14 protein-coding genes are annotated in these 14796 nt (G+C 68.1%); 9 read left to right on the top strand and 5 right to left on the bottom strand.

What is annotated here, in order from left to right:
• Position 1: 1 nt before the first annotated feature.
• Positions 2 to 1084, bottom strand: a complete 1083-nt coding sequence (locus ASD34_RS14870) for an aromatic ring-hydroxylating oxygenase subunit alpha (RefSeq protein ID WP_056578789.1) — start codon at positions 1082 to 1084, stop codon at positions 2 to 4.
• Positions 1085 to 1436: 352 nt separating this feature from the next.
• Between ASD34_RS14870 and ASD34_RS14865 the strand changes: the two genes are divergently transcribed.
• Genes ASD34_RS14865 through ASD34_RS14855 form a run of 3 tightly spaced genes read left to right on the top strand, consistent with a single transcriptional unit; the run spans position 1437 to position 3848 of the window.
• On the top strand, positions 1437 to 2471 hold the full coding sequence (locus tag ASD34_RS14865) for an ABC transporter substrate-binding protein (protein ID WP_056578787.1): 1035 nt from the start codon (positions 1437 to 1439) through the stop codon (positions 2469 to 2471).
• The gene (locus ASD34_RS14860) at positions 2468 to 2995 is read left to right on the top strand and encodes a nucleoside deaminase (protein WP_056578785.1); all 528 of its coding nucleotides are present in this window, start codon (positions 2468 to 2470) and stop codon (positions 2993 to 2995) included. The genes ASD34_RS14865 and ASD34_RS14860 overlap by 4 nt, the downstream gene beginning before the upstream one ends.
• A gap of 22 nt (positions 2996 to 3017) precedes the next feature.
• Positions 3018 to 3848: an urease accessory protein UreD gene (locus tag ASD34_RS14855; protein ID WP_056578782.1), complete on the top strand. Its 831-nt coding sequence runs from the start codon at positions 3018 to 3020 to the stop codon at positions 3846 to 3848.
• A 2-nt stretch (positions 3849 to 3850) separates the two neighbouring features.
• Here ASD34_RS14855 and ASD34_RS14850 read toward each other — a convergent pair whose 3' ends face one another.
• Both ASD34_RS14850 and ASD34_RS14845 read right to left on the bottom strand, forming a co-directional pair.
• Positions 3851 to 4270, bottom strand: coding sequence for a sel1 repeat family protein (locus ASD34_RS14850; RefSeq protein WP_056578776.1), 420 nt, complete (start codon positions 4268 to 4270; stop codon positions 3851 to 3853).
• Between the two features lie 114 nt (positions 4271 to 4384).
• Positions 4385 to 5437, bottom strand: coding sequence for a YeiH family protein (locus tag ASD34_RS14845; RefSeq protein ID WP_056578773.1), 1053 nt, complete (start codon positions 5435 to 5437; stop codon positions 4385 to 4387).
• A 70-nt stretch (positions 5438 to 5507) separates the two neighbouring features.
• On the opposite strand from ASD34_RS14845, the gene ASD34_RS14840 reads away from it, so the two are divergent.
• Positions 5508 to 6401, top strand: coding sequence for a LysR substrate-binding domain-containing protein (locus ASD34_RS14840; protein ID WP_056578771.1), 894 nt, complete (start codon positions 5508 to 5510; stop codon positions 6399 to 6401).
• 52 nt (positions 6402 to 6453) lie between these two features.
• Here the strand turns inward: ASD34_RS14840 and ASD34_RS14835 are convergent, their stop codons facing one another.
• Together ASD34_RS14835 and ASD34_RS14830 are read right to left on the bottom strand one after the other, a co-directional pair.
• The gene (locus ASD34_RS14835) at positions 6454 to 6660 is read right to left on the bottom strand and encodes a YbdD/YjiX family protein (protein ID WP_056578768.1); all 207 of its coding nucleotides are present in this window, start codon (positions 6658 to 6660) and stop codon (positions 6454 to 6456) included.
• Between the two features lie 17 nt (positions 6661 to 6677).
• Positions 6678 to 8750, bottom strand: a complete 2073-nt coding sequence (locus ASD34_RS14830; RefSeq protein WP_056578765.1) for a carbon starvation CstA family protein — start codon at positions 8748 to 8750, stop codon at positions 6678 to 6680.
• A 225-nt stretch (positions 8751 to 8975) separates the two neighbouring features.
• Here ASD34_RS14830 and ASD34_RS14825 point away from each other — a divergent pair, with 225 nt between their 5' ends.
• Genes ASD34_RS14825 through ASD34_RS14805 form a run of 5 tightly spaced genes read left to right on the top strand, consistent with a single transcriptional unit; the run spans position 8976 to position 14794 of the window.
• On the top strand, positions 8976 to 9383 hold the full coding sequence (locus ASD34_RS14825; protein WP_056578763.1) for a type IV pilin protein: 408 nt from the start codon (positions 8976 to 8978) through the stop codon (positions 9381 to 9383).
• Positions 9377 to 9931, top strand: coding sequence for a prepilin-type N-terminal cleavage/methylation domain-containing protein (locus tag ASD34_RS14820; RefSeq protein WP_056578760.1), 555 nt, complete (start codon positions 9377 to 9379; stop codon positions 9929 to 9931). Before ASD34_RS14825 ends, ASD34_RS14820 begins: the two co-directional genes overlap by 7 nt.
• Positions 9928 to 11058 carry a PilW family protein gene (locus tag ASD34_RS14815; RefSeq protein ID WP_056578758.1) on the top strand — a complete coding sequence of 377 codons (1131 nt, stop codon included), beginning with the start codon at positions 9928 to 9930 and terminating at the stop codon, positions 11056 to 11058. Before ASD34_RS14820 ends, ASD34_RS14815 begins: the two co-directional genes overlap by 4 nt.
• Positions 11055 to 11678, top strand: coding sequence for a PilX N-terminal domain-containing pilus assembly protein (locus ASD34_RS14810; RefSeq protein ID WP_056578755.1), 624 nt, complete (start codon positions 11055 to 11057; stop codon positions 11676 to 11678). The genes ASD34_RS14815 and ASD34_RS14810 overlap by 4 nt, the downstream gene beginning before the upstream one ends.
• 26 nt (positions 11679 to 11704) lie before the next feature.
• Positions 11705 to 14794: a pilus assembly protein gene (locus tag ASD34_RS14805; RefSeq protein ID WP_056582379.1), complete on the top strand. Its 3090-nt coding sequence runs from the start codon at positions 11705 to 11707 to the stop codon at positions 14792 to 14794.
• Positions 14795 to 14796 lie beyond the last annotated feature (2 nt).

Here is a 14796-nt window from a genome sequence, read left to right as displayed (position 1 = left end):
CTCAGGCGGCCTTGGCGATGGGGATGACCGTGGCGCTCATTCCCCGATGCACCTCCGCCTCGCCGTGCTTCGCCAGCAGCTGCATCAGGTGCTTGCGGATCAGCATCCCCGGCCGGTCGGACTCCATCGAATACTCCACGCCGCGCCGCCGTGTATCGACCAGCGCATCCGGGTCGGTCGATTCGAGGATGTCCTTGTCCTCGCGCGTGATCTCCTCGTCGAAGTCGATCAGCATCTGCGCCGCGCAGTCGGCCTCGGTGTCGTTGCGGAACAGCCACTGGCACAGCTGCATGCGCCCGTCGTCGATGGGTGTGAAGCAGTTGATGATGATGTGGCGGATGCCGCTTGGGTACTCGATGTCGAGCCGGCGCGCGAACGGCAGGAAGTAGGCGTTGCGCATGTGGCGCGTGGTGATCGCATCGATCACGCCGCTGATGGCGTGGAACTTCACCGGGTTGGTCGCTTCGATCACCGTCTCGGCATGGAAGCCCGATTCGTTTTCCACCAACTCGTACTTGCTCGGCTTCGGGCTCGCGGCCACGCCGAAGGTGGCGCGGTGCACGAAGCTGAAGTGCGAGTTGTCGAAGGAGTTTTCGAGCGCACGCATCGGGCTGGTCTGCCACTGCTCGTAGAACTGGAAGATCGTGCGGTAGCCCGGATCTTCGAACTCGGGAATGACCGGGATGTCGGCGATGGGCTCCTCCAGCGCCACCCAGGCATAGCCGTAGCGCGCGGTGCAGCGGTAGGCGGTGGTCTTGTACTCGGGCGAGATCTTGCGGTCGGGCTCGTACTGCGGGATGCGCACCACCTGGCCACTGCGGTCGTAGGTCCAGCCGTGGTAACCGCACTGGATCGCGCCCTGCCCGCAGGCCTTGCCTTCGCCATCCACGCACCAGCCCTTCGAGAGTTTGGCGGTGCGGTGGCAGCAGCGGTCGCGCAGCGCGGCAGGCTGGCCGTCGGCATCGAGAAACAGAACGATGTCTTCGCCCAGCAGCCGGAAAGGCTTGGGGCCCTGGGCCAGTTCGGTGAGCGGCATGACGGCATGCCAGAACTTGCGGAAGACGGGTTGTTGGGTGACGAGCATGGGCGAACTCCTTCGTTGTTGCGTGGGGGGACGAACGTGAAAGAGCAATTTCCTGCTTCGTCGGCCTGCCTTATGAAAAAGACATGCGCGAGGCTGAACGCTTCTACTCTGCGCCGATCGACTTGCAATTAGCGCGCCCGGATTGTGGCGCCCCCCGGCCACGCTTCCAAGCACCTTGCCGCGATGCCCGAGCGCCGCACCCTGGCATGCCTCATGCAAGACAGCCGACAAGAGTAGAAGCGTTCAGCAGCGCACGCACCATCCCCGTGCGCCCGCCCGGAAATTGCTCTTGAGGCGCCTCCCGCCCGCGGTGGGAGGCATCCGTCAAGACCACCGACTCCGAGGCCCCACCATGCAACGCCGATCCTTTCTTGCCGCAGCTGCCACCGCCGCCACCCTCGCCGCCCCTGCCGTGTTCGCGCAGGGCGGCAAGCTCACCCCGCTCAAGTTCACGCTCGACTTCCGCATCAACGGCCAGACCGCGCCCTTCTTCCTGGCGCAGGCCAAGGGCTACTACCGCGACGAGGGGCTGGACGTGACGATCGACACCGGCGCCGGCTCGGTCGCCTCGATCACGCGCATCGCCAGCGGCGTCTACCAGCTGGGCCTGGGCGACATCAGCTCGCTGGTCGAGTTCAATGCACAGAACCCGGGCACGCCCGTGGTGCAGGCCGTGTACCAGTACTACAACCGTGCACCGTTCGTGATCATCGGCCGCAAGGACCGCGGCGTGACCGGCGACTTCAGGAGTCTCACGGGCAAGAAGGTGGCCGCCGCCGCCGTCGAGTCCACGCGCCGCGCCTGGCCGATGGTGGCGCGCAAGCAGGGCATGCGCGGCGACGCCTTCCAGTGGCAGACCACCGACTTCAGCGCGCGCGACAACGTGATGGTGCGCGGCGACGTCGATGCCGCCACCTACTTCCACGACTCGGCCGTTTCGCTCTTCGCGCGCATGAAGGCCGACGAACTCTCGGTGCTCAAGTATTCGGACGCGGGCGTCAACCTGTACGGCAACGCGATCCTGGCGAGCAGCAACCTCATTGCGCAGAACCCGAAGGTGGTGGCGGCTTTCTTGCGCGCGACCCACCGCGCCATCGTCGAGACCTTTGCCAATCCTGCGCCGAGCATCGCGGCCATGCGCCAGCGCGAACCGATCCTGGACGAGAAGGTCGAACTCGAACGCTGGGGCCTCACGGCGCAGTACGTGGGCGCGGCGGACACGCGCGGCCACGGGCTGGGCGACATCCGCAAGCTCACGCTCGAACAGCAGGTCGACGAGGTGGCCGACACCTTCGGCCTCAAGATGCGGCCCTCGGCCGATGCCCTCTTCAACAGCTCGATGCTCCCAGCGCGCAGCGAGCGCTTTCTTCCCGCACCCAAGGCATGAACCTTCCTGAAAACTCCACCTCCGCCCTCCCCGAAGAAACCACGCTCGACGAGCGCGACGGCCGCTACCTGCGCAAGGCCATCGTGTGGTCACACGCTGCGCGTCGGCGCGGCAACCGGCCCTTCGGCTCGGTCATCGTCTCGGCCGCCGGCGAGGTGCTGGCCGAGGCGGCGAACAGCAACAGCGAAACCGGCGACTGCACCGCGCACGCCGAGGTGAACGCGCTGCGCGCACTGGCCGGTCGCGGCCTCACGCGCGAGGAATTGGCCGGCGCCACGCTCTATGCATCGGGCGAGCCCTGCGTGATGTGCGCGGGCGCGATCTTCTGGTCGAACATCGGCCGCGTGGTGTTCGGCCTCGACGCGCAGCGCCTGCGCGTGTTCCGTGGCGAACGACAGGACCAGCGTGACGCGGAACTGTCGTGCCGCGACGTGTTCCGCGCGTCGCCGCATGCCATCGAATGCATCGGGCCTGCGCTCATCGATGAAGCGGCCGCCGCGCACGATGGCGCCTGGAAGACCTGAGCCGGCGCACTAGACTCCCCGCATGCCCTGGCACGCCCGTCTCCACCTCGCCTACCAAAAAGAAGCCGACCGCAGCGTCGCCCGTTTCCGCCACGACGGTCCACTGCGCATCCTGCAGAGTCTCTACCCCGAGGGCGATGCGGTGTGCCACAACGTGCTGGTGCACCCGCCCGGCGGCCTCGTGGGCGGCGACACGCTCGACATCGACATCGAGGCAGCCGACGGCAGCCACGGCCTGATCACCACGCCCGGCGCCTCGCGCTTCTACCGTTCCGAAGGCGAGACCGCGCTGCAGCGCACGCGCATCCGCCTCGCACCGGGCGCGCGGCTCGAATGGCTGCCGCTCGAAGCCATCTGCTACAGCGGCTGCCAGGCCGAAAACCGGCTCACCCTCGAAGCCGCCCCGGGCGCGGAGATGATCGGCTGGGACGTGTGCGCACTCGGCCTGCCCAACGCCCGCCAGCCCTTCGAACGCGGCACCTACCTGCAGCACATCGAAGCCCCTGGCGTGTGGCTGGAGCGCGGGCGCATCGACGCCAGCGATCACCGCCTGCTGCAAAGCCCGCTGGGCCTGGGCGGCCACCGCTGCCTGGCCTCGGTGTTCGTCGTGGCCGGTTCGCCAATGGCCAAGGCACGGCGCGAAGCCCTGCTCGCCCAGGCGCGCACGCAGCTCGAAGCGCACGAACTGCACGAGAGCGCGGGCGCGACCAGCCCGCACGCGGAAGTGGTGGTGCTGCGCGTGCTCGCGCCAGTGGTCGAGCCCGCGATGCAGCTGCTGCGGCAGGTCTGGCAGGCGTGGCGCAGCGAGCTGTGGCAACTGCCGCCAGCCACGCCGCGCATCTGGTCAACCTAGGCTCACTCGCAGTCGATGCGGCCTGCCGGCGCGCTGCGCAGCCGGTTGAGAAACACGAGCTGCACCTTCGCCGTCTCGCTGCCCTGCACGGCCGCGCGGCGCATCCAGTTGCGCGCCTCGCAACGGTCGGCCGTCACGGCGGAGCCGTACAGCGTCGGCCCCGTCAGCAGCACCATGCCCAGCATCTCCTGCGCCTCGGGATGGCCTTCGGTCGCGGCCTGTCGCAGTTGCACGAGCATCGCGCGGTAGTCGCGTGCAGCCTGCGCTTCGAGGGCGAGCTGGTAGCGCTGCTCGGTCTGCAGATCGGTGTTCGCATCGAAAGGCTTGGCCGCGGCGACGGCGGCCACGAGGCACAGCGCGCCAAACAGAAAAATGCGCCAGCGCAGCGACCAGCTGGCGATCTGGTTGAGTTCGGATGACATCGGTTGTTCTCCACGAATTGCGTGGCACCGATGGTCCCGCGAAGCCGCGCGCAGGAGAAACTGGAATTCACGCAGGGCGCCTCAGGCACCGCCTGAGCCCCCCACAAAAGTCGATCAGAACATCGCCAGCACGGCCGCATTCACCGCATAGCCGCCGGCCGTCAGGAACACGAACAGCAGCGCCCCCAGCTTGAGCGGCTGCGCACCGGCCTTGCGCAGGCTCGCAGCGCTGGTGCGCAGGCCCATCGCGGCCATGGCGGTAGCGAGCAGCAGCGTGTCGAGCTGCACCAGCGCGGCCACCAGGGCGCGCGGCAGCACGTCGAGCGAATGCACGGCGCTCACGGCGATGAACAGCACCGCGAACCATGGCACGCGCACCTGGCGCCAGCAAGCGCGCAGGCTCGCCGCGCCCGGCGTCGATGCCGCCACGCGGAACGACAGGCCCATGAGGAACGGCGCCAGCATCATCACGCGCAGCATCTTCTCGACCACGGCCGCGTTCGCCGCCCCCGGACTCACCGCCTCGCCGACCGCGACCACCTGCGCCACCTCGTGGATCGTCGAGCCCGCGAAGAGGCCGAAGGCATGTTCCGTGAGGCCGAGGTACGGATAGAGCAGCGGATACAGCACCATCGACAGCGTGCCGAACACGACCACCGTGGCAACGGCGATCGACACCTTGTGCTCTTCGCCGCGCACCACGGGCTGCGTGGCCATCACGGCGGCGGCACCGCAGATCGCGCTGCCCGCGCCGATCAGCGCGGCCGTCTCGCGGTCGAGCCCCAGCCAGCGCGTGCCAATGCGCACCGCCAAGCCGAAGGTCAGCGCCACCATCGCCGCCGCGATCAGCACGCCGGGCCAGCCCACAGCGCCGATGTCGCTCAGCGAGATCCGAAAACCGTAGAGCACGATGCCCGCGCGCAGCAGCACGCTGCGCGCAAAGTCCACCCCCGCGCCGGCACGGGCCGACACCGCGGGGAACACCGTGTTGCCCGCCACCATGCCCAGCGCGATGGCCAGGGTCAGCGCGCTCAGGCCCAGGTGCACCATCGGCGGCCATTCGGCCAGCAGCGCGGCCGCCGCCGCCAGCACCGCAGAGAACAGCACGCCCGGGCCGCAGCGGCGAACGAAGGAAAAACCGGGCAAGGAGGCGGCAAGGGATGACATGGGCCTGAGCTTAGGAATCGACATGACATGAGTCAAAGACATAAACTTCACCAATGCATGAAGTTAAGTTATGACCCTCAACCTGCACCTGGTGCGCCTGTTCGTCGCCGTGGCCGAGGCGGGCAGCTTCTCGCGCGCGGCCGAGGGCCTGTGGATCAGCCAGCCCGCCGTGTCCAAGGGCATTCGCGAGCTGGAGCACCAGCTCGACCTGACGCTCATCGAGCGCGGCGCGGGCAAGGGTTTCCGGCTCACCGAGGCCGGTGCGTCGCTGCTCACGCATGCGCGCGGCATCTTCGCGATGGAGCGCGCGGCGCTCGACGACGTGCGTGCGCGCGTCGGCGTGCAGCGCGGCAGCCTCACGCTGGGCGCCAGCACCACCGTGGCGAGCTATTGGCTGCCGCCGCAGATCGCGGCCTTCTGCGCGGCCTACCCGGCAGTGGTGCCGCGCGTCACCGTCGGCAACACGCAGTGGGTGTGCGAGCAACTGCTCGAATGCCGCATCGACCTCGCACTGGTCGAGGGCCGCGTGGATGCAGCAAGTGAAGAGCGCATCGACGTGCGCGAATGGACCACCGACCCACTTGCCATCGTGGCGCCGCCCGACGCCGCCTTGCCTCGTCGCGGCGTGACGGCCGCGCTGCTGGGCCGGCAGAACTGGATCCTGCGCGAGCCCGGCTCAGGCACGCGCCAGGCCACCGAGGCGCTGTGTGCAGCGCACGGCATCGACGCACCGGCGTGGATGGAAATGGCGAGCAACGAGGCCATTGCGCGCACCGTGGCCAGCGGCGTCGGCATCTCGATGCTGCCGCGCGTGGTGGTGGCCGACATGCTCGCGCTGGGCACCCTGCGCGAACTGAAGCTGCCGGGCGTGGTGCTCTCGCGCCCGCTGTACCGGCTGAGCCTGAAGAACCGGCCGCTCTCGCCGGCGGCGCTGCGGATGGCGCAGATCCTCGACGCCTCCTGAAATGACAAAAGGGCGCACCGTGTGCGCCCTTTTTTCCGTGAGCTGCGCCCCGTCAGCAGCAGCGGCCCTTGCCGGCGCCGTAGCGCGCCTCGAGCCGTTCGCGGAAGAACTCCTCGTAGCTCATCGGTGCCCGGTCGGGGTGGGTGGCGGTCATGTGCGTCAGGTAGACGTCGTAGTCGGGCAGCCCGACCATGAGCCGCAGCGACTGCCTGATCGAACGGGCGATGTAGCGCCCGGCTTCGGGCATGGCGAGTCCCATGGCGTGCTTTCGCTCGTTCAGTGGGCGGCGGACGAGGCCGCGCCCATCGGCTCGAACGGCGTTTCCTGCGTGGTCGGCCTGTGGGCCGCGCGCGCTGCAAGGCAGGCCTTCACGCTGTAGAGCAGCACGCTGAGCACCACGAAGATGAACAGCGCGCACAGCGCCGCGTCGAGCCGGTCGTTGAAGACGATGCGCGACATGGCCTCGGGCGTCCTGGCCGGCGCGATCAGCACGCCGTTGGCCAGGCCATCGGCGTACTTCGCGGCGTGCGAGAGGAAGCCGATCTTCGGATCGCTCGAGAAGATCTTCTGCCAGCCCGCCGTCAGCGTGCAGGCCAGCAGCCACACGGCCGGCGCTGCCGCCACCCAGGCGTAGCGCTCGCGCTTCATGCGGAACAGCACGACCACGCCCAGCATCAGCGCCACCGCGGCGAGCATCTGGTTGGAAATGCCGAACAGCGGCCACAGCGTGTTGATGCCGCCCAGCGGATCGACCACGCCCTGGTACAGGAAGTAGCCCCAGGCCGCCACGCACAGCGCGGTGGCGATCAGGTTGGCCGGCAGCGAATCGGTGCGCTTGAGCGCGGGCACGAAGCTGCCCAGCAGGTCCTGCAGCATGAAGCGGCCGGCGCGCGTGCCGGCGTCCACCGCCGTGAGGATGAACAGCGCCTCGAACAGGATCGCGAAGTGGTACCAGAAGGCCATCATGGCCTGCCCACCCATCACCTGGTGAAGGATGTGGGCCATGCCCACGGCCAGCGTCGGTGCGCCGCCGGTGCGCCCGAGGATGGTGGTCTCGCCCACGTCCTTGGCGGTCTGCAGCAGCATCTCGGGCGTGACCACGAAACCCCAGCCGGAGATCGTGGCCGCGGCCTGTTGCACCGTGGTGCCAACCAGCGCGCCCGGGCTGTTCATCGCGAAGTAGATGCCCGGCTCGATGCACGAGGCGGCCACCAGCGCCATCACGGCGACGAATGATTCGGCCAGCATGCCGCCGTAGCCAATGAAGCGCGCGTGGCGCTCGTTGTCGAGCATCTTGGGCGTGGTGCCCGACGAGATCAGCGCGTGGAAGCCCGAGACGGCGCCGCAGGCGATGGTGATGAACAGGAACGGGAACAGGCTGCCCGACCACACCGGGCCGTTGCCCTGCGCAAACTGCGTGATGGCGGGCATCTGCAGCGTGGGCATCACGACCACGATGCCGATGGCCAGCGCAATGATCGTGCCGATCTTCAGGAAGGTCGACAGGTAGTCGCGCGGCGCCAGCAGCAGCCACACCGGCAGGCTGGCGGCCACGAAGCCGTAGCCCACGAGCATCCAGGTGAGCGCCTTGCCGTCGAAGGTGAAGGCCGGGCCCCACACCGGGTGCTGGCTGACCCACTGGCCACCGAAGATGGCCGCCATCAGCAGCACGAAGCCGATCACCGACACCTCGCCGATGCGGCCCGGGCGGATGTAGCGCAGGTACACGCCCATGAACAGCGCCACAGGAATCGTCGCGGCCACCGTGAAGCTGCCCCAGGGCGATTCGGCCAGCGCCTTCACCACGATCAGGGCCAGCACCGCCAGGATGATGATCATGATCATGAAGGTGCCGAACAGCGCGATCATGCCGGGCACCACCCCCATCTCCTGCTTGACCAAGTCGCCCAGCGAGCGGCCGTCGCGGCGCGTGGAGATGAACAGGATGATGAAGTCCTGCACCGCCCCCGCGAACACCACGCCCGCCAGCACCCACAGCAGGCCGGGCAGGTAGCCCATCTGCGCGGCGAGCACCGGGCCCACCAGCGGACCGGCGCCCGCAATGGCCGCGAAGTGGTGGCCGAACAGCACGTTCTTGTCGGTCGGCACGTAGTCCAGGCCGTCGTTGTGGCGGTGCGCGGGCGTCTTGCGGTTGGCGTCGAGCCCCAGCACCTTGTCGGCGATGAACAGGCTGTAGTAGCGGTAGGCGATCAGGTAGGTGCAGAGCGCGGCGGTCACGACCCACAGGGCGTTGATGCTCTCTCCCCGGCTCAGGGCGACCGTGCCCAGCGCAAATGCGCCGAGCACGGCCACGGCCAGCCACACCAGATGGCGGCGAATGTTGTGCATGCGGATGTCTCCTCGGAAATGGACCCGGGCGAGTGTTCCCCGCCCGCCGCGGGCCCGCATCCGTCGAACTGCGCGGACCAGGTAGGCGGAATTGCCTAATGGATAACCCCTAATCCCTTCGCAGCGGAGCGCGGCGGTCGGCGCCACCGCAGACGCTTGCGTTTACCTTAGATGTGATAAATTCACATTAACTAACAATGTGAAACATCTCTGACGAGTCCCACGATGACCCAGCATTCGCAGACGCGCCGAGGCGGCGGCTTCACATTGATCGAAGTGATGATCACGGTGGCCATCGTGGCCATCCTGGCGTCGATCGCCCTGCCCAGTTACCGGCAGTACATCGTGAGATCGAAGCGCTCGGCGGCCCAGGCGCAGATGATGGACATCGCCAACCGGCAGCAGCAGTTCCTCATCGCCAACCGCAGCTATGCCAACAAGACAGCGCTGACCGGCAGCGGCTACATCCTGCCCGCCGAGGTCAGCAGCAACTACAGCTACGAGGTCACGCTCCAGGAAGCCGGCCTCCCGCCCGCCTTCACGATCACCTTCACGCCGATCGGCAGCCAGGTGGGCGACGGCGACCTCGGACTCACCAGCGAAGGCGTGAAGACGCCGGGCAACAAATGGTGAGCACCGTCTCGCAGCGCCAGCGCGGCGCCACGCTGCTCGAAGTGCTGGTCACCCTGCTGATCCTGGCCTTCGGCCTCTTCGGCCTCGTGGGGCTGCAGGCCCGGCTGCAGGCCTCCGAGATGGAGTCGTACCAGCGCTCGCAGGCGCTGATCCTGCTCAATGACATGGCCAGCCGAATCGCCATCAACCGCCGCATGGCGGCCAGCTACGTCACCAGTGCCGCACTGGGCGGGGACGATGCCTGCCCCAGCGGTACCGGCACGCGCCAGCAGATCGACGCCAAGGAGTGGTGCAATGCGCTGCAGGGCGCGGCCGAGTTCTCGGGCGACAGCAAGCTCGGCACCGTCATCGGCGGGCGCGGCTGCGTGCAGGACATGGGTAGCAACGAATACCTCGTCACCGTGGCCTGGCAAGGGCTCGGCCCCATCTCGGCGCCGCCCGCGGGCGTGCCTTGCGGCAAGAACGCCTACGACACCGGCACGCTGTGCACCGAAGACAAGTGCCGCCGCACCGTGACCACGCTCGTGCGCATCGGGTCGCTCTCATGAGCCCGCGCACCACAGCACGCCGCGCCCAGCGCGGGCTGACGCTGATCGAGCTGATGGTGGCCATCACCATCATGCTCATCGTGGTGGCTGCGCTGCTTGCGCTGTTCCTCAACGTGAGCGGCTCCCAGCGCGAGATGGAGCGCGTCAACCGGCAGATCGAAACGGGGCGCCTGAGCATCTTCGTGCTCGAAAACGAGATCTCCCACGCGGGCTTCTGGGAAAACTACATGCCCGAGTTCGACGACCTCACGGTCAGCGCCGCGCCCGCCAACGTCCCCACCGGCACCCTGCCCGACCCCTGCCTGGCCTACTCGGCCGCGAACTGGACCGAGACCTACAAGCGCCAGTTGCTCGACCTGCCCGTGCAGGTGTACGACAGCGTGCCCGCCACCTGCACCGACTTGCTGACGCACAAGAAGGACGACACCGACGTCCTGGTCGTGCGCCACGCCGAAACCTGCCTGCCCGGCACCCCCAACTGCGAGGCCGACGTGGCCGGCGCCATGTACTTCCAGTCGTCTCTGTGCGGCACGCAAAAGCCCTCGTCGTTCGACCTCTCGACGGGCGCGTTCGACCAGATGTTTCTCAAGGACTGCACCACTCCTTCGCCCAAGCGCAAGCTGGTGGCCGACATCTATTACGTGCGCGACTACGCCGCGGCCGTGGGCGACGGCATTCCCACCCTGGCGCGCTCGCGCTTCGACCTGGTGGGCGGCACGCTCGCGCAGCAGCCGCCCACGCCGCTCATCGAAGGCGTCGAGAGCTTCCGTGTCGAGCTCGGCCTGGACACGCTGAGCAAGACCGGCGCAGCCGTCAACTACGCCCAGGCCATCTCGTGGGCCGACCCCGCGAACAAATCGACCCCGTCCAACCGCGGCGACGGCAGCCCCGACGGCGCGTTCGTGCACTGCGGCGCGACCTGCACCGCCGACCAGCTGGTCAACGTGGTGGCGGTAAAGCTGCACGTGCTCGCGCGCGCCTCCGCCATCTCGCCGGGCCACAACGACACGCGCAGCTACCAGATGGGCGCCGTGGCGCTCGGGCCGTTCAACGACCACTACAAGCGGCACGCCTTCGCGACCACCGTGCGCCTGACCAACGTCACCGGCCGGAGGGAAACGCCATGAAACCACGCGTACCGTCCACCACCGCAGCCGCTGCCGCCCAGCGCGGCGCCGCGCTGATCATCGGCATGGTCATGCTGCTGCTGATCACGCTCGTGGTCACCGCCGCCTTCAACCTCAGTGGCGCCAACCTCAAGGCCGTGGGCAACCTGCAGACCCGCAACGAAGCCGTGGCCGCCGCCAACCGCGCGATCGAGGCAGTCGCCACCAGCCTGCTGGTGGTGCCCGGCGAAGACGGCACCCCGTCGCTCACGCCGCCGCAGGGCACGGTGAGCATGGTCGACATCAACAACGACGGCGTGAACGACTACACGGTCACTGTCGCCCCGCCCGTGTGCGTGCGCGCCACCAAGGCTGTCGACAGCGGCGGTGGCGGCGCCGCTGGCCCGGGCGGCATCACGGGCGGTGCATCGAGCAGCGGCTCGGGGCTCGCGGCCCTGCCCGACCAGTACAACGCCGTGTGGGACATCAGCACCACCGTGACCGACACCACCCCCGGCGCCACCGGCACCACCACCTCCGTGCGCCAGGGCGTGCGTGCACTGCTCAACAAGGCGCAGTTCGAAGCGCTGTGCGCGCCGCCGCCCGCCGCGCCGGCCGAACCTGCGCCTGCCTCCCCTTGAACCACGACGAAGAACGGGTCCCCGCCATGACAAGGAAACTACTCACCACGCTGTGGGCCGCCGTGCTGCTCGCGTTGCCGATGCAGGCCGCGCAGGCGGAGGACATCGATCTCTTCGCAGGCTACAACCCCAGCGCCGTCCAGGCGCCGAACGTGCTGTTCGTGCTGGACAACACCGCCAACTGGAACCAGCCCTTCACGGCCGAGAAGAAGGCGCTCGCCGACGCCTTCGGCAAGCTGAAGGACGGCAATTTCAAGATCGGCCTGATGATGTTCACCGAGACCGGCCAGGGCAACTCGAACAGCGACGGCGGCTACGTGCGGGCCGCGGTGCGCACGCTCGACGCAGGCACCAAGGACAATTACCGCGACATGATCCTCAGCCTCGACAAGGAGGGCGACAAGTCCAACGGTGGCAAGGCCGGCAAGACCATGGCGGAGGTCTATCGCTACCTGGCCAGCGGTGCGCCCATCGCCGGCAACGGCAAGGTCAAGACCGACTACGCCGGCAACGTGAGCGGCACCACGGCATCGAAGGCCATCTATGCGCTGCCGCGCAACGCGCTCGCCAGCTTCAACGCCACCACCTACGTCGGCCCGAGCACCGAAAACTGCATTGGCACCTTCGTCATCTACATCAGCAACGGTGCGGCGCAAGACAACAGCAACGACAACGAGCTGTCCAACGCGGCCCTGCGAGCCGCGGGCGGCAGCACCGCCCAGATCACCCTGGGCACCAGCGGCTCGCAGGACAACACAGCCGACGAATGGGCTCGCTTCCTGCAGACCAGCATGGGCGTGAAGGTCTACACCATCGAGGCCGCCAAGGCCGACCAGGGCCAGGGGCCGGGCTGGACCGCGCTGATGCAAAGCGTCGCCAGGGAGGGCAAGGGCGCGCACTACGATCTCACGGACAAGCCCGAGGCCGATCTCGGCAAAGCGCTCGCCGAGGCGTTCGACGACATCTTCAGCAAGATCCAGTCGGTCAACAGCGTGTTCTCCTCGGTGAGCCTGCCCGTGAGCGTGAACACCCAGGGCACCCACCTGAACCAGGTGTTCGTCGGCATGTTCCGCCCCGACGGGAGTGCGCTCCCGCGCTGGAACGGCAACCTCAAGCAGTACAAGCTAGGGGTGGACGGCAGCAGCCAGTTGATTCTGCAGGACGCGGACAACAAGAACGCGATCGAGAGCGGCTTCATTGCGCCCTGCGCCCGCAGCTTCTGGTCACCCTCCGCCGACGACAACGACGCCTACTGGAGCTTCCGGCCCTCCGGTGATTGCATCGGCAAGGAAGCTGCGGACGGCCCCGACGGCAACGTGGTGGAAAAGGGCGCGCAAGCCCGCATGCTGCGAGGGATTGTGCCGGCCAGCCGCAACATGAAAACCTGCGCGGCCGGCAACTGCGCCACGCTCACCGCATTCAACGACGCGGCGGTCACCAATCTCGCCCTCGGCGTCGCAACAGACGCCGACCGCACCCAGCTCGTCAACTGGGCACGCGGCCTCGACAACAAGGGCGACGACAGGGTCCGGGCCGACGGCACGCTGGTCACCAAGGACGCAATGCGTCCCTCCGTGCACGGCGACGTGGTTCATTCACGGCCGGTCGCCATCGACTACAGCACCACACCGGCCGCCGGCACCACCAGGACGCCCCAGGTGGTGGTGTTCTACGGTGGCAACGACGGCGTGCTGCGAGCCGTCAACGGCAACCGCAACACCGCCATCGGCGGGGTCGCCGCAGGTGCCGAGCTGTGGTCCTTCATGCCGCCCGAGTTCTATGGCAGCCTCAAGAGGCTGTACGACAACACCACGCGCATCAACTTCCCGGGCCGGCCGGTCGGCCTGGGCCCGACGGCCCCCAAGCCCTACGGCATGGACGGTCCGGTTTCGGCCTACCGCCAGGGTAGCAACACCTGGCTTTACGCCAGCATGCGCCGGGGCGGACGGCAGGTCTACGCCTTCGACGTTTCCTCACCCACAACGCCCACGTTGAAGTGGCGCAAGGGCTGCCCGAACCAGGGCGACGACACCGGCTGCGACTCCGGCTTCGAAGGCATCGGCCAGACCTGGTCGGCCCCGAAGGCTTTGCGGGCCAGCGGCTACGGCAGCGGCAATAGCCCGCTGCTGATCTTCGGCGGTGGCTACGACAAGTGCGAGGACGCCGACGTCGGCCCATCCGACCCGGCTGCCTGTGGCGCGAACACCAAGGGAAGCGGGATCTACCTGCTGGACGCCGATACCGGCACGCGGATCAGCGTGTTCGCCACCGCGCGCCCGGTGGTCGGCGAAGTCACGGTCGTCACCGACGCCCTCGGCTTTGCCAAGATCGCCTATGCCGCCGACCTGGGTGGCAACGTCTACCGCATCAAGATCGGCAGCGCGGCACCGTCCACCTGGGAAATCAAGAAGATCGCATCGCTCGGCTGCGACACCGTGACCACCTGCACGCCCAACCGCAAGTTCATGTTCGGCCCCGACGTGCTGGAGGACACCGGCTCCTACGTCGTGCTGCTGGGTTCGGGCGACCGCGAGAAACCGCTGCGCAGCTACACCGCGGCGTTCGGCGTGGCCAATCGCTTCTACATGCTGGTGGACAAGCCCGCCGACGACAACTGGCTGGCCAGCGAGGCGGCCCCTGACCACTGCGGCACCGACAACAAGCTCCTGTGCCACGCCTCGCTGCAGGCCATCACCACGACCGAGAACCCGACATCCACCGCCCTCGCCACCAAGAAGGGCTGGTACCTCGCCCTCGCTCAGGGCGAGCAGGTCGTGACCGGCTCGGTGACCGCCTACGGCAACACCACCTTCAACACCCACACACCCACCGTTCCCAACGCGCTGACGTGCAAGCCCGACCTCGGCACCGCGCGGGTCTACAACGTGTCCTACGTCGACGCGGCCGCCCAGAGCATCAAGGGCCGCTTCCAGAACGTGGAGGGCGGCGGCCTCGCCCCCACGCCAGTCGTGGGCCGGGTCGAGCTCGACAATGGCAACATCCGGGACGTGGTCATCGGCGCCAACCCCGACTCCTTCCTCAGCCCCAAGGGCACCGCACCCAAGGCCGCGTTCAAGCAGCCCAAGGGCCGGGTGTACTGGTTCATCCAGAAGTAAGC

The sequence above is a fragment of the Variovorax sp. Root473 genome (genome assembly GCF_001426505.1).
Taxonomy (GTDB): domain Bacteria; phylum Pseudomonadota; class Gammaproteobacteria; order Burkholderiales; family Burkholderiaceae_C; genus Variovorax.
The sequence above is the reverse complement of the archived record's forward strand: the minus strand, read 5'-3'. Positions and strand labels throughout refer to the sequence as shown.

Excerpts from the sequence above, each read along its gene's own strand:
- ASD34_RS14870 (WP_056578789.1), bottom strand. The coding sequence starts at position 1,084 with ATGCTCGTCACCCAACAACCCGTCTTCCGCAAGTTCTGGCATGCCGTC.
- ASD34_RS14865 (WP_056578787.1), top strand. The coding sequence starts at position 1,437 with ATGCAACGCCGATCCTTTCTTGCCGCAGCTGCCACCGCCGCCACCCTC.
- ASD34_RS14860 (WP_056578785.1), top strand. The coding sequence starts at position 2,468 with ATGAACCTTCCTGAAAACTCCACCTCCGCCCTCCCCGAAGAAACCACG.
- ASD34_RS14855 (WP_056578782.1), top strand. The coding sequence starts at position 3,018 with ATGCCCTGGCACGCCCGTCTCCACCTCGCCTACCAAAAAGAAGCCGAC.
- ASD34_RS14850 (WP_056578776.1), bottom strand. The coding sequence starts at position 4,270 with ATGTCATCCGAACTCAACCAGATCGCCAGCTGGTCGCTGCGCTGGCGC.
- ASD34_RS14845 (WP_056578773.1), bottom strand. The coding sequence starts at position 5,437 with ATGTCATCCCTTGCCGCCTCCTTGCCCGGTTTTTCCTTCGTTCGCCGC.
- ASD34_RS14840 (WP_056578771.1), top strand. The coding sequence starts at position 5,508 with ATGACCCTCAACCTGCACCTGGTGCGCCTGTTCGTCGCCGTGGCCGAG.
- ASD34_RS14835 (WP_056578768.1), bottom strand. The coding sequence starts at position 6,660 with ATGGGACTCGCCATGCCCGAAGCCGGGCGCTACATCGCCCGTTCGATC.
- ASD34_RS14830 (WP_056578765.1), bottom strand. The coding sequence starts at position 8,750 with ATGCACAACATTCGCCGCCATCTGGTGTGGCTGGCCGTGGCCGTGCTC.
- ASD34_RS14825 (WP_056578763.1), top strand. The coding sequence starts at position 8,976 with ATGACCCAGCATTCGCAGACGCGCCGAGGCGGCGGCTTCACATTGATC.
- ASD34_RS14820 (WP_056578760.1), top strand. The coding sequence starts at position 9,377 with ATGGTGAGCACCGTCTCGCAGCGCCAGCGCGGCGCCACGCTGCTCGAA.
- ASD34_RS14815 (WP_056578758.1), top strand. The coding sequence starts at position 9,928 with ATGAGCCCGCGCACCACAGCACGCCGCGCCCAGCGCGGGCTGACGCTG.
- ASD34_RS14810 (WP_056578755.1), top strand. The coding sequence starts at position 11,055 with ATGAAACCACGCGTACCGTCCACCACCGCAGCCGCTGCCGCCCAGCGC.
- ASD34_RS14805 (WP_056582379.1), top strand. The coding sequence starts at position 11,705 with ATGACAAGGAAACTACTCACCACGCTGTGGGCCGCCGTGCTGCTCGCG.